The 25888-nt window shown below is 53.6% G+C and carries 26 protein-coding genes; 19 read left to right on the forward strand and 7 right to left on the reverse strand.

Annotated features, from left to right (window positions below):
• Positions 1-263 precede the first annotated feature (263 nt).
• The 5 genes from OH144_RS17890 to OH144_RS17910 all read left to right on the forward strand — a co-directional run bounded on the left by OH144_RS17890 (position 264) and on the right by OH144_RS17910 (position 2303).
• Entirely contained in the window at positions 264-440 is a 177-nt protein-coding gene (locus OH144_RS17890) for a hypothetical protein (RefSeq protein ID WP_266203643.1), read from the forward strand.
• A gap of 40 nt (positions 441-480) precedes the next feature.
• Entirely contained in the window at positions 481-681 is a 201-nt protein-coding gene (locus tag OH144_RS17895; protein WP_266203644.1) for a zinc-ribbon domain-containing protein, read from the forward strand.
• Between the two features lie 2 nt (positions 682-683).
• The gene (locus tag OH144_RS17900; protein ID WP_266203645.1) at positions 684-1049 is read left to right on the forward strand and encodes a magnesium citrate secondary transporter; all 366 of its coding nucleotides are present in this window, start codon (positions 684-686) and stop codon (positions 1047-1049) included.
• Between the two features lie 130 nt (positions 1050-1179).
• Positions 1180-1905, forward strand: coding sequence for a head GIN domain-containing protein (locus OH144_RS17905; RefSeq protein WP_266203646.1), 726 nt, complete (start codon positions 1180-1182; stop codon positions 1903-1905).
• A 131-nt stretch (positions 1906-2036) separates the two neighbouring features.
• Entirely contained in the window at positions 2037-2303 is a 267-nt protein-coding gene (locus tag OH144_RS17910; protein ID WP_266203647.1) for a hypothetical protein, read from the forward strand.
• Between the two features lie 84 nt (positions 2304-2387).
• Here the strand turns inward: OH144_RS17910 and bla are convergent, their stop codons facing one another.
• The 6 genes from bla to recF form a co-directional block, all read right to left on the reverse strand.
• Entirely contained in the window at positions 2388-3116 is a 729-nt protein-coding gene (gene bla, locus OH144_RS17915) for a subclass B1 metallo-beta-lactamase (protein WP_266203648.1), read from the reverse strand.
• Between the two features lie 17 nt (positions 3117-3133).
• Entirely contained in the window at positions 3134-4516 is a 1383-nt protein-coding gene (locus OH144_RS17920) for a M28 family peptidase (RefSeq protein ID WP_266203649.1), read from the reverse strand.
• Between the two features lie 1012 nt (positions 4517-5528).
• Complete coding sequence (locus OH144_RS17925) at positions 5529-6086, reverse strand: hotdog domain-containing protein (RefSeq protein ID WP_266203650.1); 558 nt, start codon at positions 6084-6086, stop codon at positions 5529-5531.
• Between the two features lie 55 nt (positions 6087-6141).
• Positions 6142-6465 (reverse strand): DUF721 domain-containing protein, encoded by a 324-nt coding sequence (locus tag OH144_RS17930; protein WP_266203651.1) that lies wholly within the window; start codon positions 6463-6465, stop codon positions 6142-6144.
• 72 nt (positions 6466-6537) lie between these two features.
• Entirely contained in the window at positions 6538-7263 is a 726-nt protein-coding gene (locus OH144_RS17935) for a hypothetical protein (RefSeq protein ID WP_266203652.1), read from the reverse strand.
• A 34-nt stretch (positions 7264-7297) separates the two neighbouring features.
• Positions 7298-8404 (reverse strand): DNA replication/repair protein RecF, encoded by a 1107-nt coding sequence (gene recF, locus OH144_RS17940; protein WP_266203653.1) that lies wholly within the window; start codon positions 8402-8404, stop codon positions 7298-7300.
• 131 nt (positions 8405-8535) lie between these two features.
• Between recF and pdhA the strand changes: the two genes are divergently transcribed.
• From pdhA to ribH, 3 genes are all read left to right on the forward strand, one after another.
• Positions 8536-9582, forward strand: a complete 1047-nt coding sequence (gene pdhA, locus OH144_RS17945) for a pyruvate dehydrogenase (acetyl-transferring) E1 component subunit alpha (RefSeq protein ID WP_266203654.1) — start codon at positions 8536-8538, stop codon at positions 9580-9582.
• A gap of 119 nt (positions 9583-9701) precedes the next feature.
• Positions 9702-10415 carry a tetratricopeptide repeat protein gene (locus OH144_RS17950; RefSeq protein ID WP_266203655.1) on the forward strand — a complete coding sequence of 238 codons (714 nt, stop codon included), beginning with the start codon at positions 9702-9704 and terminating at the stop codon, positions 10413-10415.
• A 174-nt stretch (positions 10416-10589) separates the two neighbouring features.
• A complete protein-coding gene (gene ribH / locus OH144_RS17955) occupies positions 10590-11066 on the forward strand; it encodes a 6,7-dimethyl-8-ribityllumazine synthase (RefSeq protein WP_266203656.1) in 477 nt (158 codons plus the stop codon).
• A 692-nt stretch (positions 11067-11758) separates the two neighbouring features.
• On the opposite strand, the gene OH144_RS17960 is transcribed toward ribH, so the two are convergent.
• The gene (locus tag OH144_RS17960) at positions 11759-12355 is read right to left on the reverse strand and encodes a DUF3575 domain-containing protein (RefSeq protein ID WP_266203657.1); all 597 of its coding nucleotides are present in this window, start codon (positions 12353-12355) and stop codon (positions 11759-11761) included.
• 354 nt (positions 12356-12709) lie between these two features.
• Between OH144_RS17960 and OH144_RS17965 the strand changes: the two genes are divergently transcribed.
• From OH144_RS17965 to recJ, 11 genes are all read left to right on the forward strand, one after another.
• Positions 12710-13099: a TraR/DksA family transcriptional regulator gene (locus OH144_RS17965; protein ID WP_266203658.1), complete on the forward strand. Its 390-nt coding sequence runs from the start codon at positions 12710-12712 to the stop codon at positions 13097-13099.
• Positions 13100-13110: 11 nt separating this feature from the next.
• Positions 13111-13674: an SMC-Scp complex subunit ScpB gene (gene scpB / locus OH144_RS17970; RefSeq protein WP_266203659.1), complete on the forward strand. Its 564-nt coding sequence runs from the start codon at positions 13111-13113 to the stop codon at positions 13672-13674.
• A gap of 103 nt (positions 13675-13777) precedes the next feature.
• The gene (locus OH144_RS17975) at positions 13778-15478 is read left to right on the forward strand and encodes a pseudouridine synthase (protein WP_266203660.1); all 1701 of its coding nucleotides are present in this window, start codon (positions 13778-13780) and stop codon (positions 15476-15478) included.
• A 7-nt stretch (positions 15479-15485) separates the two neighbouring features.
• Positions 15486-16205, forward strand: coding sequence for a type III pantothenate kinase (locus tag OH144_RS17980; RefSeq protein WP_266203661.1), 720 nt, complete (start codon positions 15486-15488; stop codon positions 16203-16205).
• Entirely contained in the window at positions 16198-17511 is a 1314-nt protein-coding gene (locus tag OH144_RS17985; protein ID WP_266203662.1) for a hypothetical protein, read from the forward strand. Before OH144_RS17980 ends, OH144_RS17985 begins: the two co-directional genes overlap by 8 nt.
• 122 nt (positions 17512-17633) lie before the next feature.
• Complete coding sequence (gene lptC / locus OH144_RS17990) at positions 17634-18167, forward strand: LPS export ABC transporter periplasmic protein LptC (protein WP_266203663.1); 534 nt, start codon at positions 17634-17636, stop codon at positions 18165-18167.
• Complete coding sequence (locus OH144_RS17995) at positions 18164-18337, forward strand: hypothetical protein (protein WP_266203664.1); 174 nt, start codon at positions 18164-18166, stop codon at positions 18335-18337. The genes lptC and OH144_RS17995 overlap by 4 nt, the downstream gene beginning before the upstream one ends.
• Before the next feature lie 22 nt (positions 18338-18359).
• Positions 18360-19661 (forward strand): hemolysin family protein, encoded by a 1302-nt coding sequence (locus OH144_RS18000; protein ID WP_266203665.1) that lies wholly within the window; start codon positions 18360-18362, stop codon positions 19659-19661.
• 75 nt (positions 19662-19736) lie between these two features.
• Positions 19737-21848: a peptidylprolyl isomerase gene (locus OH144_RS18005; protein WP_266203666.1), complete on the forward strand. Its 2112-nt coding sequence runs from the start codon at positions 19737-19739 to the stop codon at positions 21846-21848.
• A gap of 182 nt (positions 21849-22030) precedes the next feature.
• The gene (locus OH144_RS18010; protein ID WP_266203667.1) at positions 22031-23848 is read left to right on the forward strand and encodes a tetratricopeptide repeat protein; all 1818 of its coding nucleotides are present in this window, start codon (positions 22031-22033) and stop codon (positions 23846-23848) included.
• Between the two features lie 236 nt (positions 23849-24084).
• The gene (recJ, locus tag OH144_RS18015) at positions 24085-25791 is read left to right on the forward strand and encodes a single-stranded-DNA-specific exonuclease RecJ (protein ID WP_266203668.1); all 1707 of its coding nucleotides are present in this window, start codon (positions 24085-24087) and stop codon (positions 25789-25791) included.
• Positions 25792-25888 lie beyond the last annotated feature (97 nt).

Here is a 25888-nt window from a genome sequence, read left to right on the forward strand (position 1 = left end):
CGCTTTTGTTTTTGTGTACAGTTTTACCCTTTCGGGTTGCTGAAAGTTTTTTAGCCGCTTATCCTCCTCCCGGAAGCCGGTAAAAGCAGCGTTTGGGACTATAGAGGCAGCGGCTCCGCTGAGATAACTTCTCTGCCATCGTTTATATGTATTTTCTAACAATCGCTTATCTATGTATAAACATAGTTTGTGTAAAAGGCTGATTTTACTGTAACTTACTAGTACATAATTAAGTATAGGTATTGTATAATATTAGATTGCCTATGACTAAACTATACACGTCCCTTCTGTTCACCTGTGGTGTTTTCTTGCTGGGCCTGTTGATGTACAGCCTCCGGCCGGATACTGCGGACATCACCGTGGCGCAGGTGCTGCCCCTGGTGCTGCTGTATGCCGTTGGGTTGGTGCTGGGCCTGCTTATGAAGCCGGTGCTGGAGTAAAAGCGGCAGCTTTTTAGCTTTTGGTGCGTACGCTTGTAGCATGGCTACATCCGAAACCCCATCTACCAAAACCTGCCCTAACTGCGGCGCCGTCGTGCCCCGCAGAACCAAGCAATGCCCGGAGTGCGGCCAGTTGCTGGCTACCCCCAGGCCCGAGTGGTTTAAAAACCTGACCCCTGTCGAGATTTTCCTACTGGTACTGGGCAGTATTATGCTGGCCGTTGGACTGGTGGCATTGTAGCCATGGCCACTTTTAAGCAACCGCTCTTTATTGCCTCTTTTATACTTGCTGCGGCCAACCAGGCGCTGGAACTGGCGGGTATTTACATCCGGCCGCTGCACACGCACCTCGACGACCTGCTGGCGCTGCCCCTGACGCTGACCATCGCCTTGGCAGCCGAGCGTTTATACTTTAGAAATCCATACTTTGTGCTGCCGCTGCGCTATACCTTGCTGGCGCTGCTGCTGTTCAGCCTGGTGTTTGAGGGGCTGTTGCCGCTGCTGCACCGCCGCTACACCGCCGACCCGTGGGATGTGCTGGCTTACCTGGCGGGGGCGTTTATTTTTCAGGGTTGGATGAACAAGCCGCTGGCAGAAAGGCAGGCATAGGAGGTGTTGGACGCGCCTGAAAAAGTTTTTTGCGGCTGCAGGCAACCTTCCGGAAAATCCGGCATCTTTTATGCATAATTTCGCTGGATATAAAATTTAAAAGAACAACTCACTAAAACTCATACTGTCTATGAAGATCAACAATTTACACAGAGCGGCGCTCGGGCTGATGTTCCTCGCCTTTATGCTGCTGAACGTGCCGGGTGCCATGGCGCAGAGCCTGCGCGGCAACGGCCAGATGGCGACGCAAAACAGAAGCGTGTCCGGTATAAAGGGCATTGACGTGGGCGGCGGCTTTGTGGTGGAGCTGACCCAGGGCAGCAACGAAGGGGTGCGCCTGGAGGCCGAGGAGAACCTCCTCAACAACATCAAAACCGAAGTGCGCAACGGCGTGCTGCACATCTACAACGACAAGGACATCAGCAGCACCAAGGGGATGAAAGCCTTTGTGACACTGAAGGATCTGGAGAGCCTCAGCATCAGCGGCGGCGTGAAGGTGATCGGTAACTCCAGCTTTAAATCCCCCGCGCTGAAACTGGAGATGAGCGGCGGCTCCAACGTGAAACTGGCCATCGTGACGGAGCAGATTAAAGGCAACCTGAGTGGCGCAAGCAAAGTAGAGCTGCTGGGCAAGACCAATGAGCTGACCATGCAGCTGTCAGGAGCTTCTAAGATGGAGGCATCGGAACTGGAGGCGCGCCAGGTGAGGGTACAGGCCAGCGGAGCGAGCAGCGTGAAGGTGTTTGCGCAGGAGGGGCTGGACATCAATGCTTCAGGAGCCTCCGCAGTATACTACAAAGGCAGCCCCAGCATCACCTCTGATGTAACCTCTGCGGCGCGCGTAGGCAAATTGTAGCGAAGAGAATACAACCCAACCAATAGCAAAAGCAGCCCTGTCTTGGGGCTGCTTTTTGTTTCCTATCCTTTGCCCTGTTCGGCGCGTATAGTTTACCTGCAGCGAAACAAACTTAAAACAACAGTAAAGTCATGAGCGAATCTAAGAAAACAACTAACCACAAGGAGATACAGGAGTGGGCCAAAAAGCACGGTGGCGTGCCCAGCGTGATAAAGGGCACCGAAGACGACGGCAGCGGCGAGGGGGTGCTGCGCATCCACTTCCCGAAGAAAAGCGACGACAACAGCAGCTTTGAGGAGATTAGCTGGGAGGAGTTCTTCAAAGAGTTCGACAGCAACAACCTGGCCCTGCTCCACGATCCGAACGGCAACTTTAACAAATTGGTAAAGCGGGATTGAGTAAACAACGGAACCCACAACGTATAAAACAAGAGGCCGGGGCATAAGTGACTCCGGCCTCTTGTTTTATACTCCTTTATGTGGTTATTTCTGCTGTTCCTGCAGTAACTTCAACGTATGGCTAAGTAGGGATTGATCGCCCCAGGGGCCGTGGCTCGGCACGACTAACTTAGCCTTTGGGTAGCGCTGCTGCACCTTACGGATGGCGATAGGCCAGCTTTTAAGGTCAGCATCGGCGATGTTTCCCAGGCTCTTTGACCGGCCATCTTTTACAAAACAACCGCCGAACAGGATCTTTTGCTGCGGCAGGTACACCACCACGTTGTCGGCCGTGTGCCCGCCGCCGGGGAAGTATACTTCAAACTGCTGCCCGCCTACCGTAAAGGTGGTGTCTGCAGCGAAGGTAACGTCCGGGGTGCCCTTGCCGTGTTCGGCGGCAAGGCTGGCTGTCAGTTCCGAGGTCATTACCGGAATGCCCTGCTGCTGCACCGCACCCATGCCACCCAGCTTGTCGTCGTGCCAGTGCGTGGGCACGCATACTTTTACCGATTGCTTCAGGTTGGTCTTTACCCATGCCAGCAGCTGCTCCGTGGGCTCGTTGCCCCAGCCGGTATCTATCAGCACCGCGCCCTCTTTGGTAGAAACCACCAGGCCATGCGACGGGACCAGAGCTCCCTGGTAAGTACTGTACGAGGTGTGCACCCATACTTTGGGGGCTATTCTGGTTACCTTTATCTCCTGCTCCTGGGCCAGCAAAATATGGGCAGGCAGCAGGAGCAGCAGGCAAGGTATGAGGTGCCGTAATCGCTTCATCTCAGGTTGATTTATACTTATCTAACAGGCACCGGCAATACAGGTAAGCTAGCGTGTCCCTCTTTATCTACCGACTGCACCGCAAAGAAGTAGTTATCTTTGGAGTAGGGCAGGGTGGCCTTGGTATCGGTCACGTAGAACTTCTTTTCCCAGTTAGAGGCGTGCGTCGGGCGCACAAGTACATAATATCCGGCTGGCTTTTGCCCTTTGCCGGGAGCCTGCCACTCTAGATCGGTTTTGTTGGTGAGGCCGGAGGTGAGCACGCCGACTTTCTCCGGGGCGGCCGGAGCCCAGCCCAGGCTGGCCATACTTGCCAGGTTTACGGCGGTGTTCTTGCGCAGGTACTCAAAGTCCATGAACTCGGGCAGGTCGCCATACTGCTTGCCGTTCTCCTTGCGCACGTCCTGGTGCTGGTGGTCAAAATCCTCGTTCATCTCGCTCATGCGCACCGCTGTAAAACCTTGGCGGTTAAACGGCGTGTGGTCGCCGCCGCGCAGGAAGCGGTCGGAGCGGTGCACCAGCACTACGTCCATCTGGTCCACATACTTTTCACCGACAGCTTCCATGTAGCGGGCCAGGTTGCGGCTCGGGCTGTCGTTCTCGGTGCCGAGGGTTCTGCGCAGGCGGGCTTGTTCCTCTGTTTCGCCGGCAGGCACGCCTTCGCTGAAGATGCGCACTTTGGTGTTGTCGTGCAGGCCTGTTTCGGCGGAGTAGGAGTTGCCTACAATGTCGTTGTTCTGCATCGCGATCAGGTTCCAGCCCTCTTTCTTAGCGCGTTCCGCCAGATGCGTGGAGCCGTACAGGCCCTGTTCCTCACCCTGGAAAGCCACGAACATCAGCGTAGCCGGAAACTTCTGCGAGGCCATCACGCGGGCCATTTCCATCACCATCGCCACACCCGAGGCATCATCGTTTGCGCCTGGGGCCTTGCTCTTGGCGTCCATCACGTCGGTAGCCCTGGAGTCGAGGTGGGCGCCTACGATGATCACGCGGTCATCGTTCGGGTCGGTGCCTTTCAGGGTGGCGATGACATTGGCCATCTCCGTATCCTGCGGCACGCGTCGGCCATCGGCCTTCACCACGAACTTGTCCATCTCCACGGCCATGCGGCCGCCGGAGGCCTGGGCATATTTTTCAAACTCCGACTTCACCCACTCGCGGGCCGCGCCGATGCCTTCTTTCTTGCTGGTGGTCGTGCTCAGGGTATGGCGCGTGCCGAAGCTCACCATTTTTCGCACGAGCTGCTCCAGGTTCTCGGCCGACAGCTGGTTAATCATCTTCTTGATATCGTCGTCCTGGCGCACTACTTCCTGGGCTATACTTTGGGTTGGGGTGAGTAAGGGGGCGCCGCCCAGCAGCAGGAGCGCCAGCAGCGGTTTAAGGGTAGATTTTGTAGTCATGTATCTTTTGTAAAGTAAAATCAGAGATACAAGGTACAAAGGATGGGGGAGAAATGGGAGTCGGAGGAGTTTCTATCATGCTTTTGTAGCCTCGCCAAGCGTCCGCTTGTGAATTTGGCTTTTTCCCTGGCGCAAGTCTTCAGACTTGTGTCCTACAGTGATGTCGAGTTTGCAACCCGACTGGCTTGAAAAGCCATACTTATACTTGAGCTATACTTTCATACTTTCCCTGGGGCAAGCGCCTCCGCTGGCGCGGGCTTGCAGCCCGTGTCCTTTTATTCGTTGGATTTGTAACCCGACTGGCTCACAGCGCCATACTTCATACTCGGGCTATACTTTTATACTTCAGTTTATACTTGCTGATATACTTTATACTTTCACTGGCGCAAGCGTCCGCTTGTGCCTTCGCTTAGCCGCTGCTGTTTGCAACTGGACACAAGCTATCCTTGCTAGCTGTAGTTCATCCACGGCTTTACAACCTGTATTGTTTCATTTCTGGCTTTGGCTCCCTCTAGCCCGGGAGGGCTCGTCTTGGGGGTAGGGGCCCTCGATAAGGGCATCGCGCTGGGAGCTTTTCCTGCCCTCGTACCTCGGGCTGCCTCACTTCGTTCAGCACCGGAAAAACTCGCATAGGCGCTCAACCCAAGGACTGGAATCAGTTTTCGATAGCCACCGCTGACGAAGCTTCAGCCAAGTCCCCCTTGGAAGGGGGCAGGGGGATGATAATCGTTCACGAGCAATTCCCCTCCTCGGAGGGGCTAAGGGGGGGGTTATACTTTGTAGGGACAGGTCGCGACCTGTCCGCGCAAGAACAGCGGCTATAGAAATTATACTTTGGCTAAAGCAGTAGCAGGCTCCCCTCCTTAACCAAGGAGGGGTAGGGGTGGTTGGAGCCGGTACTTTCCAATCCCCTCCCTTGTTCTTAGGGGAGGGCTGGGCTGGGGTACTATAGCGGTGGTTAGACTTGGCCTCACAGAAATCCTTGCATCCTGCAAATCCTGATTCAGACAAATTAAAACGCCACCTTACACCGCTCCTGCTGCAGCAAGTGCAGCTCTTTCTCTACCTGAAGTATGGTTTTGGAGTTGGCAAGCTCTGTCTGGTAGCGGCGCGAGAGTTCCCGGCGCTTAATGGCCTCCAGAAAGCGCCGGCCGTCTTCGCGGGTTTCAAGTAGAAGACCGGGCACCTGGGCTGGTTTGTCGTCGTCGCCTTTGGCCACCATGGTGAAGTAGGAGGTGTTGGTGTGCTTTACCTTGCCGGTTTTCACGTTCTCGGCCACAACCCGGATGCCCACCATCAGCGAGGTGTTGCCCACGTAGTTCACCGAGGCCTTCAGCGATACCAGTTCACCTACCTCTACGGGCTGCAGAAAATTAACGCCCTCCACGGAAACCGTGACACAGTAATTGCCGGCATGCTTGGCAGAACAGGCATAGGCTACTTTGTCCATCAAAGAAAGAAGTATGCCGCCATGTATTTTGCCCCCGAAGTTGGCGTAGCTCGGGATCATGAGCTCGGTAAGGGTGGTGCGGGAATAGGAAACGGGGCGGAAATTTGGAGTATCGGTCATGGGTAAGTATAGCTATTCTGCTATAACTATACTCCATTTACAGGTGCGCTGTTGCTTACAGAAACACGATGTCCTTCACCACATCGCTGCCTGCCTCGGTGTTCAGGATATCAATTACCTTACTTTTAGACATATTAAGCTCGTGCTTGAGCGGGGCCGAGGTCAGTTTTACGAATAGTTTTCCGTCTTTAAAGTATAGCTGCTGCGTCTTCAGGGCGATGGGCTTGCCCATGATCTTCTCCCAGTTCTGCACCAGCTGTACCTCGCTCAGCTTACCATCCAGGCGGTAGGCCTGCATCAGCGCCTTCAGGCTCTCCCCAATCGGTTGGATGTCTGCCTTGCGTTTATCAATCGCCTCTTTCTTCTTGTAGTAGCGCATGGGTAATTGGGGTGGGTGGTGTGTAAATTAGGAATGTAAAATGAAGAATTTAAAGCTGGATAAAATCAGCATTTATTTTAGCTCGATCAACTGGTCAGATAAGTAGCGGATGATAAACACCTTGCCAAACTGACTCACAAACTCATTCTGCTCAAAAATTTCTATGTCATCGAACCAAGAATTGGGAATAAGACCTTCAGCTATTACAAGTATTGCCTTATCTACTTTGTCGATGTACCTCTTCAATTTCTTTTCCTTTACTCTGAGAACACTCAATATTTCTCTTTTTGTAAGGTTAGGCACTAGTCTTCCTTTTGCAGAATACCAACTAACACCTGTGACGTTTGGAAAGTAGTAGCCACTAATACGAAGCAGTTCTTGCGGCAGATTATCTCTTAAATGAAACGAGAAATGCCCTTCAAGTTCTCTCCCGTATATCTCAGTTTCTACCATTTCACAAATCTGCCTAGATAAAGCCTGCCTTTGTTTTTCACTTAAAAGAATGTTGTTGGCAAAGGTAAAGCTCATGTGTAAAGGAATGTTATTCCTTTGGGAAAATAGTGCTTGCGCAGTTTCTAAAATAGAGTCTTCTGTGGCATGCTTCTGAGCTGGAGGAAATTTCTCTTTAGGTCCTTTTTCATTATGGATCTGAGTTATTTCAACAGCTATTGTCTCTGTACCTGTATCAATTAAAAAATCAGGTGGTTCAGGTTTACTTAAATTACCTTTAGGAAGCGAAGGAAAGAGCTCAGTTAACTTTTTGAAAAAGTATTCCTCTATCTCATGTTTGTTCTGCATACTTCACCCTAGATAAAGAAAAAGTTGTTCATCATTACCCAATCACCTTCACTACTCCCTCCCTTACCTCAAATCTACGGATACTTTCCGAGAGGCCTTCGAGTATTTTGTCGGTGCGCTCCAGGTGCGTGTCCGTCAGGAAAATCTGGCCGAAGGTATGGGCGGCCACCATTTGCATGAGCTTGGTGATGCGCTTCTCGTCGAGACGGTCAAAAATGTCGTCAAGCAGGAGCAGGGGCTTGTGGTGCTGCCGCTGGTCCATTACCTCAAAGTGCGCCAGCTTCAGGGCGATGACATAGCTTTTCTGCTGGCCCTGCGAGCCGAAGCTCTTCACTGGGTTGCCATCCATCAAAAACACGAAATCATCTTTGTGAGGCCCCACAGTGGTGCGCTGCAGCGCCATGTCCTTGCGCTCGGCCTGCTGTAGCCGGTAGGCAAAATCATTGCCCTCCAGCTGGCTTTTATAGGTAAGCGACACCTCCTCGTGGCTGTCGGAGATGTGGTGGTAGTGCTTTTGGAAGATCGGCACGAAGTCCTGCAGGAAGCGCTGCCGCGCCTGCGCCAGCTCCTCTCCAAGCGGCACCAGCTGTTCGTTCAGGATCTGCAGGTAATCGCGGTCGAAGTAATGGCGCTCGGCAAACTGCTTGAGCAGGGAGTTACGCTGCTTCAGAAAGTAATTATACTGTATGAGCTGCTCCAGGTACACGTGGTCGAACTGCGACATAAGGCTGTCGAAGTACTTGCGGCGCTCCTCGCTGCCCTCGCGTATCAGGTCGGTGTCGTACGGCGAGATGAGCACCACCGGAAAGCGGCCAATGTGGTCGCTGATCTTCTCGTACAGTGCCTTGTTATGCGTCACGGTCTTCTTCTGCCCCTGCTTCAGGCTCACCTGCACCGTGTGTTTCTCGCCCGAAATATCAAAGCGGCCTTTCACCATAAAAAACTCCTCGCCCTGCTTTATACTTTGCGCGTCGGTGCCCGGAAAGGCGCTCTTGGTCATGGAGAGGTAGTGGATGGCGTCGAGCAAGTTGGTTTTGCCGCTGCCGTTATCGCCGATAAAGCAGTTGATATGCTCCGAAAAGCTAAGCGCAGCTTCTTCGTAATTTTTGAAAAACAGCAAACCGAGATTTTCGAGGAGCATTTAATTTCTAATTGATATCTTTTTCCTTAATTTCGCAGGATATACCGTTTTGGGCTATATTTGCCGCAGTTTTAGGCGGTTAGCGCCCAAAAGTACAAACGGACATCTTAAACGCACATAGACTATTACTCATGGCTGATACGAAAGATAAGGCAAAAGCGAAGTCGGCGAAAGCAAAGGTACAGGCTGAGCCAAAGTTTTCAAAGGAAACATACATGTGGTGGTATGAGAAGATGAAGCTCATGCGCCGCTTTGAGGAGAAATCGGGCCAGTTGTACGGCCAGCAGAAGATCAAGGGCTTCTGCCACCTGTACATCGGTCAGGAGGCCTGTGCGGCCGGTGCTGCTTCTGCCCTTCAGAAAGATGATAAGTGGATCACGGCTTACCGCGACCACGCACATCCGTTGGCGCTGGGCACCAGCCCTAATGCCATCATGGCAGAGATGTTTGCCAAGGCTACCGGCTGCTCCAAGGGCAAAGGCGGCTCCATGCACATGTTCGACAAAGAGGTGAATTTTATGGGTGGTCACGGTATCGTGGGGGCGCAGATACCAATGGGCGCAGGTATTGCCTTCGCCGAGAAGTATAACAAGACCGGCAACGTGTGCATCACCTATATGGGTGACGGTGCCGTTCGCCAGGGAGCCTTCCACGAGGCCCTGAACATGGCCATGACCTGGAAGCTGCCAGTGATCTTCGTGATCGAGAACAACGGCTACGCCATGGGTACCTCTGTGCAGCGTACTTCCAACGTGGTGGAGCTTTACCAACTGGGCGAGAGCTACGACATCCCTTCTGAGCCGGTAGACGCCATGGAGGTGGAGAACGTGCACGAAGCCGTAGCGAGAGCCGCTGAGCGTGCCCGCGCCGGCGAAGGCCCAACCCTGCTGGAGTTCAGAACCTACCGCTACAAAGGCCACTCCATGTCGGACCCTGCCAAGTACAGAACCAAGGAGGAACTGGAAGGCTACAAAGGCCGCGACTCGATAGAGGCCGTGAAAGCGACAATCCTGAAGAACGGCTGGGCAACCGAAGAGGAGCTGGACCAGATCGATGAGAAGGTGAAGCAGCAGGTGGCCGAGTCGGTTGAGTTTGCCGAGAACTCGCCGTATCCGGAGCCGGAAGAGCTTTATACTGACATCTACATCGAGCCGAATTATCCATTCATCATGGACTAAGGCGGATTTTTAGGTAAATCAGGAATTAAAAGTTGTAAATTTGATGTTCAGCATCTACAAGTATTGATTCTAATTACTTTTAATTCATACTTTTGAAGTTATAATTGAATAACACACTGATGGCAAAAGAAACAGTTAAAAACCACAGCGAGTTTGAGGAGCTGGTTGAGAACCCTGATGCACTGGCGCAACGCCTGTACGGCTCAGAGGACTTTGTGAAGAAAAACAAATCAAAGCTGCTGGGAGTATTCATTGCCATCGCTGCTGTTATTGTGGGTGGTTTCCTGTACTACAACTACCGCAGCACGCAGAACGTGGAGGCGCAAAACGCCATGTTCCAGGCAGTATACTACTTCGAGGCCGACTCATTGAGCAAGGCCCTGAACGGGGATGGCCAGAACATGGGCCTGCTGGAGATTGCAGATGAGTATAGCGGTACGGAAGCCGGAAACCTGGCTGACTTCTATGCTGGCGTGGCACTCCTGAAGCAGGGTCAGTTTGCGGAGGCTGCCGAGCGCTTGCAGGATTTTGAGTCGGACGACTACCTGCTGCAGGCCCGTGCCTATAGCCTGACTGGCGATGCGCTGCTGGAGCAGGGTAAGCACAACGAGGCTGCAGATCAGTATAAAAAAGCCGCTAACCATAACGCGAACGAATTCTTCTCGCCGCAGTACCTGATGAAGGCGGGCATTGCTTACGAGGCTGGCAACAACTACAGCGCTGCCGCTGAAGTATACGATCAGATCATTAAGGATTACGTGGCTTCTGCGGAGGTAACGGACGCCAAGAAGTTTAAGGCCCGTGCCGAAATGCTGGCAGGCGGTAAAAACTAAAGTATAAACAGGCGTATGCCTATAGTATAAAAAGCGCTTTTGCCCTGGGCAGGAGCGCTTTTTTATTGGTATTTTGTCAGCTGAGAGTATGCGGCAGCCTGAAGTATAAAAAGTCTGCTGTATTATTTTTTAGCACGAATAACGAACGACTAGTAACGAATAACCAACTAAAGTATGGCTACAGCACTAAAGAACCTGAGCGAGTACAGTCAGGAAAAATTTACAGATATCTCGGAGAAAACCTTTGGAATCGTGGTGGCCGAGTGGCACGACGATATTACCAGCGTACTATGCCAGGGAGCTGTGGATACCCTGCTGAAACACGGTGCTAAAAAAGAGAACATCTACATCAACACCGTACCCGGCAGCTTTGAGCTGACGCTGGGGGCGCAGTTCCTGGCCCTGCAGGAGGAGATAGATGCGGTGATCTGCATCGGCGTGGTCATCAAAGGCGATACCAAGCATGATGACTACATCAATAACGCTGTGGCTAACGGACTCACCAACGTGGCCCTGAAGTTCAACAAGCCCGTGTCGTTTGGTTTGGTGACGACCAACAACCTGGAGCAAGCCCTGGACAGAGCAGGAGGCAAGCACGGTAACAAAGGAGTGGAAGCCGCCGCCGCAGCCATTGGCATGTTGAGCTTTTAAAAGATTAAAGTTGAGGTTTGCAGGGAAGTATGAGCTGAGGTTTCTGCCGTACCGGGTCCAACCACCCCTACCCCTCCTTAACTAAGGAGGGGAGCTCTGTAACTGCTCTGGCTAAAGTATAAGTTTCATAGCTTGGGCTATTCAGGGTCATCCCCCTGCCCCCTTCAAAGGGGGACTTATACTTGTTCCATAGCAATGGCAGCGGCTTTCGAACTGATACCCAGTCCTTGGGTTGAGCGCCTATGCGAGTTTTTCCGGTGGCGAGCGTGAGCGAGACATTGCGACGCAGGAGCAAAGGAAAAGCTCCCAGCGCGATGCCCGAGGACGAGCCCTCTCGGGCTTGAGAGCAGAAAGTATAAATGAAACGAGCCGCTTGTGGGGTTGCAGGGTCAGCCGTGGTTTGGAAGGATAGCTTGGTTCAGGTTGCGGGAAGCAGCGGCTAGGATTGTAAAAGTATGAAGCATGGCTCTGCGAGTCAGTAGGGTTGCAAACCCGGCACCATAGCAGGACACGAGTTGCAAACTCGCGCCAGCGGAGAATGTAGCGCAAGTAGAGGCACAAGCGGACGTTTGCGCCAGAGAGGCGGCTATGGAAGTATAGCTGAAGATGAACTGCAGCTAAAAGGAATATCATAAAAGACTCCTGCCTCAGCTACTGAAGCAGGAGTCTTTATTATTTCAGCCTTTCTGTGCTTAAAAACTATAGCCAATCGTTAGACCCGGCCTGAAGCGGACACCGCTGCCAACCAGGTTCAGGAAGCCAAGGTCAAAATCATCCTCCGTGCCTGTCTTCACTTTAAGGCTACCGCCATTTACGCCCAGGCCCATAAACAGGTCCACCGAAATGCCGCTGTTAAAGATCCATTGGTTACCGGCAGCTATACCGGCACCTATCGGCTTGTAGGTCGCCTCGTAGGTTTCCCCTTCCTCCTTGTCGTCCACCGTCAGCTTGTAGTTCAGTATTCGGCCATAACCGGCTACATAAACGCCTCTGGGAGCCTCTTTCGTGTCAGAGAGGTAATAGCGTACCTCCGGCGTAAAGCCGTAGCCGCTAAACTCAACGTCCTTATAAGAGGCACCCGTGGTGAAGGCTCCGAACTGGGCGCTCATATGCGGGGCAAAGGCATACTCCACAAAGCCGGACGCTGTTAACACAAAGGGGCTTAGCACGTTGGCCTTCAGCACAACGCTGCGCGAGGGCTCCGCTGCCTGGCGGCGCACCTGAGCAGAGGCCGTGGATGCCGCAGCCAGTAAAAGTATGGCAGAAAGTAAAAAGGTAAGTTTCTTCATATGGTAGTTATATAAGCTCATTTAGTACCAGCCAGGAGGCCTTAGTCCCGCATTGCAACTATCGTTCCAGTTGTGAGCGTCTGAAATTAAAGGGATTATAGATGAGAAAAAAAGGTTAAATAACAGGCATCAATAGTAAAGTATAAAGAATACTCTTATTTTTGCAGCAATTTTAGCAAGTTAGCGCCTTAAAACAAAGGCTTTTTTGGCTAAGATTTTGCAGTAAATAAGAAAGTTAAACTATATAAGTGCGCCTGATGTTATGGCGCGGAAGACTATAGTTAGTTTTTAGTAAAAACCATACTTCCCAAGCAAAGAGGTTAAAAACTATATCACAGTTCTTAAAACAGCGTAATGAATACAAACGAAGAAAGACAGCGTTATTCCAGAGAGGAGCTTGCTGAATTTGAGGAAATCATCCAGGAGAAGCTGACGAACGCCCGTAAAGAGGTTACCTTTATCAAGGAGACCCTGAGCCGTCGTAATGACTCCGGGACCGATAACACAGCCTCACAGTCCAAAATGTTGGAAGACGGTGCCGACACAGCCGAAAAGGAAAGCCTGAACCAGTTGGCTTCCCGCCAGATGAAGTTTATTCAGCAGTTGGAAAACGCCCTGATCCGGATCAAAAACGGCACTTACGGTGTTTGCATCGTAACAGGCAAACTGATACCGAAAGAAAGACTGCGCGCCGTACCGCACACACAGCATTCTATCGAAGCAAAACTACAGCGTAACGACTAGAACTTTTACTCTTGGATATACTGCAGAACCACATTCAGGCCCTGGTCTTCTGTGCCCAGTCGCCTATCAGCATCGAGGAGATCCAGCGCTGCCTACAGGAGTCGCTGGGTATGGAGGAGATACTGGTGAGCGACGTACTGGAGGCAGTGGAGGCCATCAACGAGCAGCTGCAGGAGCAAGGCTTCGCTTTCCAGATCTATGCGATTGGGGGTGGCTACCAGTTCCTGACCAAGCCCGAGTACCAGGATACGGTCAGCACTTATCTGAAACATAAATCGAAGAAGAAATTGTCAGCGTCTGCCTTGGAGACGCTGGCCATTATTGCCTATAAACAACCGGTTACCAGAAGCCAGATGGAGCAGATACGCGGCGTAGGCTGCGATTATGCTGTACAGCGGTTGCTGGAGAAAGAACTGATCGAGATAAAAGGCAAAGCCGACACCATTGGGCGACCGGTGCTTTATGGCACGTCGCAGAAGTTCATGGATTACTTCGGCATCAACCACATCAAAGACCTTCCGCAGCTAAAAGATTTCGCCATCGAGGAAAACACCATTGGCGAAGCCGCCGATTAGCCCTTAGGGCAACCGCATCCGTATTGAACTATAGTTTTAGCAATTCCATTATTACTGCACAACCCAGGTACAGTAGCGATACTGCATCAATAAATAAATAGCAATGGCAAAATTTAACGAAAGGCCTGACCGTGATAATGCGGGCACAGGCAGAAGAGGTGCTGACAGAGACCGCTCTGACAGGCCAAACAACGACCGCGAAGGCAAGAAAATCTTTAACAGAAGAGATAAATACGAAAAATCTGACGAAGGAAGAGAAGGACGCGGAGAGCGCCGCTCGTTCGGAGACAGAGAAGATAGAAGAGGCAACGACCGCAAGCCGTTCAACGGCGACCGTCGTGAGGGAGGCGAAAAACGCCCGTACGGTGATAGAAGAGAAGGCGGAGAGCGCAAGACTTTCAACTCCGATAGGAGAGAAGGTGGCGAGCGCCGCAGCTACGGCGACAGACGCGAAGGCGGTGAGAAACGCAGCTTCAACTCCGACCGCCGCGATGACCGCAGAGGCGGAGAAGAGCGTGGCGAACGTCGCTTCAACAGCGATCGCCCGAACCGCGAAAGCGGGGAGCGCAAACCTTATGGAGATAGAGGCGACAGAAGAGAGGGAGGAGAGCGTGGTGAGCGCCGCTCGTTCAACTCGGACAGGCCGGAACGCCGCGACAGCGACAGAAGAAGCTTTAACGCTGACAAACGTGACGACCATCGTGGGGGCGGAGATCGCCGCGAAGGAGGGGAGAGACGCTCGTTTGGAGGTGACAGAAGAGAGGGAGGCGAACGCCGCTCTTTCAGCAGCGACCGCCCACGGCGTGAAGATGGCGAACGCCGAGGCTTTAACTCAGACCGCCGTGATGAGCGCAGAGGGGGAGAAGGAAGAGAAGAACGCGGAGAGCGTAATTTCAATCGTGAAGGGAAACCATCCTATGGTGAGAAGCGCGGCTCCAGAGAAGACAGGGGCGTTAAGAGCTTTACTCCAAGAGGCCGCTCTAATGACCGTTTCCGTGGCAACGAGGAAGAACCGAAAACACCAGATTACAACCTGAACCGCTACAAAAACAACCCGCGCGTTAAAAAGAGCAGTCGTGAGGAGGAGGAGAATGACGGAACGATCCGTCTGAACCGCTACATCGCCAACGCCGGTGTGTGCTCCCGTCGTGAGGCCGATGTGCTGATCGAGTCGGGTGAGATTAAGGTGAACGGAGAGGTGGTAACGGAGATGGGCTATAAAGTACAGCCTACTGATAATGTATACTACGGCAAGAAGCTCCTGAGCCGCGAGAAGATGGTATATGTGCTGCTCAACAAGCCAAAAGATTTCCTGACAACCACGGATGATCCGGAGGGTCGCAAAACGGTGATGAGCCTGGTGGCGAATGCTTCCAAGGAGCGCATCTTCCCGGTGGGCCGGCTGGACCGCAACACGACTGGCCTGCTGCTGTTCACCAACGACGGCGAAGTGGCGCAGAAGCTGACGCATCCGTCCAACAACATCAAAAAGATCTACCAGGTAGAGCTCGATAAGCCAATCACCAAGGCGGACTATGTAAAAGTAGCTGAAGGTGTGGAGCTGGAGGATGGCAAGGCGGAGGTGGATGACGTAGCACTGCTGGGCGAGTCTAACAAGTTCCTGGGGCTGGAGATCCATATCGGCCGTAACCGTATCGTGCGCCGTATTTTTGAGCACCTGGGTTACGATGTGGTGTCCCTGGACCGCGTGCAGTATGCCGGCCTGACAAAGAAGGACGTGCCGCGCGGCGAGTGGCGCTACCTTACCGAGAAAGAAGTGATCCAGCTGAAGTACTTCATGTAAGCTAAAAATGCGCAACGTCGCTGTAGACATCGGGAACACCGGCACAAAGTATGGCATCTTCGAGGAGGATGTTTTAGTGGAGCAGGGTTATTTCGGAGGGCAGGACAACCTGCCTCCATCGCTGCTAAACCATACGTTTGACCATGCCATTGTTGCCTCGGTAGGCGTAAGTGCAGAAAGTATAAAGGAGAGGCTGTCTGTGACGGGTGAGCTATTGGAGCTAACCCCGCAGGCAGCCTTGCCTGTTATAAACCTTTACAAGACGCCTCAGACACTTGGTGCTGACCGGATTGCCGCCGCTGTTGGGGCAAACTACTTCTTCCCGGGCCGCAGCTGCCTGGTGTTTGACGCGGGCACCTGCATTACCCACGATTTCGTGGATGCTCAGGGGCAGTACCATGGCGGCGGCATAGCGCCGGGGCTGCAGATGAAATTCAGGGCCCTGCATACTTTTACACAGCGCCTGCCGTTAGTACAGCAAATCGACGAAAATTTTCCGCTGACGGGGCAAAGTACCCAGGAGTCGATTTTAAGCGGCGTTTTGGCCGGCAGCGTGGCCGAACTTAACGGCCTTATCCAGTCTTACACAGAAAAAGCCTCGGATTTAGTGGTTATACTTTGCGGGGGCGATGCAGGATTTTTTGAAAAAAAGTTAAAAGGACGCATCTTTGTAATTCCTGAACTGGTCTTGATCGGGCTTCACAGAATATTGACACATAATGTATAAGACACTCCGAGTACTGATAGGCCTCGCGGCACTATGCCTGGCGCATGCTACGCAGGCGCAGCTTATCGGCAATACACCCTATTCACGCTATGGCGTGGGCGAGGTCAATGAGAATTACGGTAGCATCCGCGGGGCTGGTATGGCAGGGGCAGGCATCAGCGCCGGCAACAGCTTTCAGCCAAACATCGCTAACCCGGCGCTGCTATACTATAACAGCATCACCAACTTTGACTTTAGCGCGGCGGGGCAGTTCAAGAACATAAAGAGCGAGCAGGCCTCGCAACTGGACGGAAACGCCAACCTGTACAACCTGTCGCTGGCGATACCGATCTCCAGGCGCTGGAGCACGGCCGTAGGTCTGCGGCCGTTTTCCACGGTAAACTACGAGATCAACTCCACCTCGGAGGTAGAGGGAAACCCGCAGGCCAGCATCCTGCGTCGCTATAGCGGTGAGGGTGGCCTTTCGGAGGCATACTTTGCACATGGCATCCGGCTGTTTGGCGGCCTTACCATAGGTGGTAGCGCCTCCTACATTTTCGGCAACACCATCACCGAAACAGGCAGCACCGTGCAGGACCCGGAGCAGGCAAGCGCCAGCGTGGTTAGCGTAACCCGTGTAGACCGCACCACTTACAGAGACTTCATCTACCGCGCAGGCATCAACTACAGGCAAAAACTGAAGGATAAGCTGCACCTGAGCGTAGGGGGCGTTTATGCTTTCGCCGCTGACCTGGAGGCAGAGCGCGATATCTCCTACGAGCGCCGCGGCCCGGATGGAAGCCCGTTGCCAGGCCTGGATGGCGGGGCGCTCATCATCAATGAGGACACCCTTAGCAGTTCCATTCACCTGCCGGCCAACTGGCGCGCGGGCATCAGCCTGGACAACGGGAGCAACCTGACGGTGTCAGCCGACTTTATCTCCCACGAGTGGTCTAAGTATAAAGGCTTTGACGGGAGCAACGATAACATGAAAGACAGCTACAAGGTGGCCCTGGGCGCGGAGTACACGCCGAATGCCAATGCCATCGACAGCTACTTTAAGCGCGTGACCTACCGTGGCGGCCTGTACTACAACGACACGCAGTTCCGCCTGAACGGAGAGGACATCAAGGACATGGGCGTAACCACAGGCTTCACTTTCCCGCTGGGCCGTGGCACCATGTATGATCTTTATTTGTTAAACGTATCGTTGGGCTATGGCCAGCGCGGTACCACAGATAGTGGCCTGATCCAGGAAAACTACTTCCAGTTCGGCCTTGGCTTTACCGTGAACAGCCGCTGGTTCCTGAAACGGCGCATCGAGTAGGGCACAAGTATAGCTAAAGTATGAAGGCCGTTCTTGGAGCGGCCTTTTTTATGGTGGCTCCTGCCAAACTATAAAAAGCATAAAATTTGCTACCTTCACAGAAACCGAAGTATAAACCACCCATGCGAAAAGCATTTTTAGCCCTGCTGGTGCTGGCCTTTGCGGGCTTCGGCTGTGAGCGGGAGATCAAAGACCCGGATGAGGAGGAACGCTACACCGGCCCGACGGTAGAGAACCACGATGTAACCACGCTCTACAGCGACTCGGCCAAGCTGCTGATGAAGCTGCAGGCGCCGGTGCAGCAGGAGTTCGAGAGCGGCGACGGGATCTTTCCGGAGGGCTTTTACGTGGAGTTCTACGACAAGGAGGGCAAGCTGGAGTCTACCCTGCGGGGCAACTACGGCAAGCAGGACACCCGCACGAATTTATACTATGCCCGGGGCAACGTGGTGGTGGATAACTTGAAGAAGAAAGAGAAACTGGAGACCGAAGAGCTTTTCTGGGACCGGCGGAAAGCCAGGATCTACACCGATAAGTTCGTGAAGATCACCACACCGGAGGAAATACTGACCGGCAAGGGCCTTACGGCTAACCAGGATTTGTCGCGCTACTCCATCAAGCAGGTAACGGGTAAATTTAATTTTAGCGAAGAATGAACCGACGGCTCCTATACGTAATTCTGTTGTCGCTGGCCTTCGTGGCCATGGTGATAGGTGTGCACCGTAGTCTGGTGGAGGACGATTTTGCAGGCAATTACTGGATCTTCATGATCGGGTTCCTGTTCTACATCCTCTACGGCTATACCAAGAAGAAAGACAGCGCCTAAGCTGGTTTGTGTCCTGTAAACGATGGTAGACCCCAGTCAGATCATACTTTTAGGCGTAGCCCTGCTGTTCTCGGCCTTTTTCTCCGGCATCGAGATGGCGTTTATGGCCGCCAATAAGATCCAGATAGAGCTGAGCGACAAGAACGGCGTGCTCTCAGGCCGCATTCTGTGGCGCCTGCTGCAGCATCCCGCCCGCCTGAGGGGCACTACCCTGATCGGCAATACCCTGGCGCTGGTGCTGTATGGCTTCTGCATTGCCGGCGTGTTGCACCAGTTGCTCTCGGTATACCTGCCCGAGCCGCTGCAGAGCAGCCTGCTCATACTTGGGCTCCAGATTTTTGTCGCTTCAGTGGTCGTATTGCTCACGGCTGAGTTCCTGCCGCGCAGCCTGGCTGCTATCAATCCGAACAGGCTGTTGCAAGTGTTGGCCATACCTATCCTGCTGCTGTACTACCTGCTGTGGCCGGTGGTGGTGCTGATCGTGAGCCTGAGCAAGTGGGTAGCCGAGAAGTTATTCAAAATCGAGTTCTCGGAAGAGAAGCCCATGTTCGGCTTCACCGACCTCAACGCCTTTGTCAAAAACCGCCTTTACCACCCCGAGCATGAGCAGGCCCCGGAGGTAGATCCACAGATATTCCATAACGCGCTGGAGTTTAAAACCGTGAAAGTGCGCGAGTGCATGGTGCCCCGCACCGAAATAGAGGCCGTGGAGGTGGGGGAGTCGTTGGAAGCGCTGCGCGAGGCCTTCATCAGCACCGGTCACTCCAAGATACTGGTGTATGAGGAGAGCATCGACAACATCATCGGCTATTGCCACCAGCTGGACATGTTTCGGCAGCCGCAAAGTATAAAAGAGGTGCTGGCGCCGGTAAGCATGGTGCCGGAAAGTATGCTGGCCAGCGAGCTGTTCGTTAAGTTCGTGTCGGAGCACCGCAGCGTGGCGGTGGTAGTGGATGAGTTTGGCGGCACCTCCGGCATCGTGACCGTGGAGGATGTGATAGAGGAGATCCTGGGGGACATACAGGATGAGTACGATGTGAACGACGGACTGCTGGAGCAGGTGATACCAGATAAGGGCATGTATATCCTGAGCGCGCGCCACGAGATAGACTACCTAAATGAGAAGTATGAGCTGGACCTGCCCGAGGGCGACTACGAAACATTGGGCGGCCTGTTCTTCTCGGCCTTTGGAGAGATACCCATGCCAGGTGACAAAGTGAAGGTTCCGCCCTTCACCATCACGGTGCTGACGATGGACGAGAACCGCATCGACGCTGTGAAGCTGGTAAAAAACACAGAGTTTCAGGCAGATGCCAAAAACTAAACAGCAGGATAAAAATTTTGAATTTTAGCCTGATTAACCTTATTTTGCACAATCCTTTTATAAGTTACATAAAGAATGGCATTAATTAACAAGATTAGAGAGAAGTCTGGTTGGGCTGTAGGCGCCATTGCCATCGGGCTTGGTGTGTTTGTGGTAGGCGGCGATCTGCTGGGGCCAAACTCCAGGCTCCTGGGCGGCAACGCAAACACAGTAGGCGAAATAGCCGGTGAGGAGATTGACTACCAGGAGTTTGACAATGTACTGCAGCAGGTAAAGGCTGACTATGAGAACCGCGTGGGCCGTGCCGCCTCCGAGGGCGAGCTGGCGATGCTGCGTGAGCAGGCCTGGAACCAGCTGATCTTTAAGATTGTGCTGGAGAAGGAGTACGACCGCCTGGGCCTGGAGGTAACAGATGAAGAGCTGGCCGACATGGTACAGGGCAATAACATACACCCTGCCGTGATGCAGGCGTTCGCGAACCCGCAGACCGGCGAGTTCGACCGCAGCCAGGTGCTGCAGTACCTGCAGAACCTGGACCAGACCGGCACGCGCCAGATGTGGGTTGGCTTTGAGCAGAGCATCGCTGAAGACCGCCTGCAGAGCAAGTATGCCAACCTCATCAGCAAGACGGTTTACGTAACCGGCGCGGAGGCAAAGAGCTTTTACCAGGCACAGAATGCGGCTGCCAGCGTGAAAGTGCTGCTCGTGCCATACAGCGTTATCTCAGACTCAGCCGTTTCGGTAACAGATGCCCAGCTGAAGGACTACTACGAGCGCAACAAAGAGCTTTACAAAGTAGAGGATGGCCGTACCATCGAGTTTGTGACCATTCCGGTAACTGCCTCTAAGGAGGACAGCACCTACTATAACGAGGAGTTCACCACTATCACAGAGCAGTTTGCCAGCGCGACAAACGATTCCGCTTTCGTGAACGCAAACTCTGACGTGCCTTTCAACGGCACCTACGTAAACCCGGGCGACCTGCCGGAGGAGCTGCGCAAGCAACTGCCGCTGCAGGAAGGCAAAGTATACGGCCCGTACACCAGCAACAGCACGGTAACCCTGTTCAAGGTAACGGATGCCAGAACTGCTGATAAGAGCGCAGTAAAGGCAAGCCACATCCTGATCCGTCCGGAGAGCGACACGCCGGAAGGTAAAGCCGCTGCCAAGGCAAAGGCACAGGACGTACTCGCGCAGCTTAAGAATGGTGCTGACTTCGCGCAAATGGCCGCGCAGTATGGCTCAGACGGTACTGCCTCCCGCGGCGGTGACTTGGGCTGGTTCCCGGAGGGCCAGATGGTGCCGGCATTCGAGAAAGCCGTATTCGGCTTTAGCGGTACCGGCTTGCTGCCAAACCTAGTGGAGACCGAGTATGGCTACCACATCGTAAAAGTAACAGAGCCTAAGACCAAGGATTCGTATAAGATCGCCGCCATTCAGCGCTCCATCGAGCCAAGCGAATCTACCCGCGATGCTGCCTATGCCGTTGCCGACGAATTGGCTGGTACAAGTGGTAACACGGAGGAGTTCCGTAATAATGTGGAGGCTAACAAATCACTGGTGAAAGAGGAAGCTGCCAACATCGGTAAAAACCAGGTGCTGGTAAACAACCTCTCTGCTGCCCGTGAGCTGGTTCGCTGGACATATGGCAAAGACACAGAGGTAGGCGATGTTTCCCCGGTATTCGAGATCAATGACCAGTTTGTGGTGGCTACGCTTACGGGTAAGCGCGAGAAAGGCTATGCCTCCATCAACGATGAGGATGTGCGTAACGAGGTGACTGCCGCTGTACGTGAGGAGCTGAAGGCGAAGCAGATTATCGAAAAGCTGCAGGGCCAGAAAGGCTCGCTGGACCAGGTGGCCGCAGCCTATGGTCCGGATGCTATCGTGAGAACCGCTGATAACGTAACGTTTGCCTCTGCTTCTATCCCAGGTGTGGGTGTAGAGCCAGTGGCAGTAGGGAAGGCCTTCGGCCTGAAGCCAGGTGGCCGCACGGCTCCGTTTGAAGGCCAGGCCGGCGTGCTGATCGTAGAGTTGACAAACCTGAACCCGGCGCCGGAGATCGATGACTTCTCTAACGTGAAGCAGCAGATCCTGACCACGCGCGCCAGCCGCGCCGAGACCCAGGCTTTCGAGGCTATCAAGGAAAAATCCGAGATTGTAGACAACCGCGTGCGCTTCTTCTAAGCCAACCGGTATACCTTATAAAAGAGCCACTCCTGCAGGAGTGGCTCTTTTTTTATGCGGCAAAGTATAGCCATCGTTACATCGCTCAGAAATCAGCCTGCCAAAACCAAACTGATTCAGTATATTCATAGTTAAGAAGAAAGACATACAGAGAGATGTGGGCTTTTCGTTGTAAGAGAACTATGCGCAGGAACATACTTTATACTTTACTGCTCTCGCTGCTGCTGCTAGCGGCGGGCCCGGCGGCCAGGGCACAGCAGCAGGACCTGGAGCTGGCACGGCAGTACTTCAGCCAGGGCGACTATGACAAGGCGGGGGAGTTGTACGGCAGGCTGATCCAGAACGAGCGGCTGTTCCATGCAGTGTATCCCGATTACCTGAAAACGCTGCTGGCTCAGCGCGACCACAAGGAGGCGGAGAAGCTGGTGAAGAAAACGATCAAGCGGTTTCCGGATAACCCGAACTTTGAGGTGGACCTGGGGCGTGTATACCAGGCAACCGGCAACAAGGGCGCCGCCGAGAAGCAGTTCGACAAGCTATTGCAAAGTATGAACCCCGAGGCTGTGATCGTGGTGGCCAACGCCTTTATGCAGCACGAGTTGTTCGACTATGCCGAGAAAACCTACCTGCGCGGCCGCGAACTCAGCAAGGATCAGACAGCCTACACCCGCCCCCTGATCGCCCTGTATGCCTATCGCCAGAAGAATGACAAGCTGATACCCGAGGTATTGAACCTGCTGCAGGAGAACGAGAGCGAACTGGGTTATGTGCAGAGCCGCCTGCAAAACAGCCTGAGGGAGGAGGAGAACTTCGACCTGTTGGAGAAAGAACTCATCCTGCGGGTGCAGCAGAATCCTGAGAAACTCTCTTACAGCGAGATGCTGATCTGGCTCTACATCCAGCGGAAAGACTTTTACAGCGCGCTGATGCAGGCCCGCGCCGTAGACAAGCGCACCCGTACGGGCGGCACGCGCGTGATGGAGCTGGGCACGATCAGCCTGAAGAACAACGACTATGAGGGAGCCATCGAGGCCTTCCAGTACATTGTGGAGGAGTATCCCGACGGCCCATACTACCTGGTGGCGCGGCAGCGGCTGATCAATGCCCGCGAAGAGCAGGCGGAGAACACCTTCCCGGTTGACAAGGAGAAGATACAGGCACTGATCACCGACTACGAGGCCCTGCTAAGCGAGGTGGGCCGGAGGCCGGAGACGGTGGAGGTGCTGCAGCACATGGCCGGCCTGTACGCCTTCCACCTAGATGACAAGGAAAAAGCCATTGCCCTACTGCAGGAGGCCATACAGATGCCGCGCGCCAACCCCAGCCTGGTGGCAGACAGCAAGCTGACCCTGGGCGATATCTACCTGCTGAAGGGGGAGCCGTGGGAAAGCACGCTACTGTACTCGCAGGTGGAGAAATCGCATAAAGAGACCCCAATTGGGCACGAGGCCAAGCTGCGCAATGCCCGCCTGAACTACTACAACGGCGACTTTGAGCTGGCGCAGGCGCACCTGGATATCCTGAAAATGGCCACCAGCCGCGAGATCGCCAACGATGCCATGGACCTGAGCCTGCTCATCACCGACAATACCGGCCTGGATACCTCCACGGTGGCCATGGAGGAGTATGCGGCCATCGACCTGCTTATTTTCCAGAACAAGCTGCAGGAGGCACTAGCCGCCCTGGACGGCATGCTGCAAAAGTACCCCGGCCACAGCCTCACCGACGAGATATACTTTCAGAAAGCCAACATCTACGAGCGGATAGGGGAGTTTAACCTGGCGGTGGAGAGCCTGCAGCAAATTGTAGGCAACCCGCAGTACGACATCCTGAGCGATGACGCACTCTACCGCATGGCCTACATTTTTGAGGAGAACCTGAACGACAAAGCAAAGGCGCAGGAGCTTTACAACGAGCTGTTGGTAAAGCACCAGGGCAGCGTGTACGCAGCAGAGGCGCGCAGGCGTTTCCGTAGCCTGCGCGGCGACAAGCTCAACTAAAGCTCCTTAAGAGAAGAAAATGAAGAGAATAAGTATAAAAAGGAGGAAGAACCCATACATGATCAGGTCCAGCGCATAATTTTTATACTTTCCGTAAAGATCTCTGAATCGTTTCACGACTAATCCTGTTAAGGATGGCAAAGTACGAAAATAATCGCGAAGGTGCGAAGCGCCTGCAGGTGCAGGTTTAATTAGCTACCTTTGCGGTTGATCAAGTATAGCGGCACAGTTAGTTTATGGAGAAAAGGTGGGTAATCAGTCCGGAGGCCCCGGCAGAGGTAGTACAGCAGCTTGCAGAGGAGCTGAAAATCAGCACAACGTTAGCTTCTATACTTTGCCAGCGCGGCATCTGCACCTTTGCCGAAGCCAGGCACTTTTTCCGCCCCTCCCTGCAGGATCTCCACGACCCCTTTCTGATGAAGGACATGGACCGCGCCGTGAACCGCCTGAATGAGGCCCTGCACCGCAACGAGAAGATCCTGGTCTACGGCGACTACGACGTGGACGGCACTACCTCGGTGGCGCTCATGTATGGCTTCCTGCGCAACTATACTTCCAGCATCGATTTCTACATCCCCGACAGGTATAAAGAAGGCTACGGCGTATCGAGCCAGGGCATAGAATGGGCGGCGGAGCACGGCTTTTCGCTCATCATCAGCCTCGATTGCGGTATTAAGTCTGCGGACAAGGTGGCTTACGCTACTGAAAAAGGCATCGACTTCATCATCTGCGACCATCACCTTCCTGACGAGGACATCCCGCAGGCGGTGGCCGTGCTGGACCCCAAGCAGGTAGATTGTCCGTACCCTTACAAAGAACTTTCCGGTTGTGGCGTGGGCTTTAAGCTGCTGCAGGCGTTCTGTATGCAGAATGATATAGCACAACAGGAAGTATACAAGTTGCTGGACCTGCTGGTAGTAAGTATAGCTGCCGACATAGTGCCGATTACTGGCGAAAACCGCATCCTGGCTTACTATGGCTTGAAGCACCTGAACAGTCCGCAGCCGCTGCGCCCGGGCCTGGAAGCCTTGAAAGAACTAGCCGACATCCGCAGCGAGATGGATATCACCAGCATCGTGTTTGGCTTTGCGCCGCGCATCAATGCCGCCGGGCGTATGGGCGATGCCAAGAACTCGGTGCGCATGCTGCTGGCCCAAACCAAGGAGGAGGCCTTTAAGATGGCCGACATCATCAACGAGTCGAACAAGGCCCGCCGCGACAAGGACAGCAACATTACCAAAGAGGCCCTGCAGATGATAGCCCAGGACGATTTTCTTCGCACGGCCAACTCTACCGTGCTCTTTAAAGAGAACTGGCATAAGGGTGTGATCGGGATTGTGGCCTCGCGCTGTATCGAGCACTATTACCGCCCTACCATCATACTTACCCAATCTAACGGCAAGGCCTCGGGCTCGGCCAGATCGGTACATGGCTTTAACGTGCACAACGCCATCGAGAGCTGCTCCGATCTGCTGGAACAGTTCGGCGGCCATATGTATGCGGCAGGACTGACCTTGCCTGTGGAGAACATTCCGGCCTTCCGAAAACGCTTTGAAGAGGTGGTGGCCAGCACTATTACCGCTGAGCAGAAAATACCGCAGATCGAGATCGATGCCCCGCTCAAACTGAACCAGATTACCCGTAACTTCTACAACATTGTGCGGCAGATGGAGCCATTCGGCCCCGGCAACATGCGCCCGGTGTTTGTGTCGGAGTGCGTCTATGATACCGGCAGCGTACGCGTGGTAGGCGACTCGCACCTGAAGCTGCGCCTCACCCAGGACGGCTTCACCAGCATCGACGCCATTGGCTTCGGCCTCAGCGACTATTACGAGAGGATCAGCAAGGGCATTCCCTTTGATGTGTGTTATACAATTGAGGAGAATGAGTTCCGGGGTGTCATCACGCTGCAGCTCCGCATCAAAGACATCCGCATAAAATAAGGAAAGGCTCCCGGTGAGGGAGCCTTTTATACTTTGGCTATACTTCCATTTATTCGCTGGCGCGAATTTGCAACTCGTGCATACTATGAGGTTGGAT

It is taken from the genome of Pontibacter kalidii (assembly GCF_026278245.1).
In the GTDB taxonomy this organism is placed as follows: domain Bacteria; phylum Bacteroidota; class Bacteroidia; order Cytophagales; family Hymenobacteraceae; genus Pontibacter; species Pontibacter kalidii.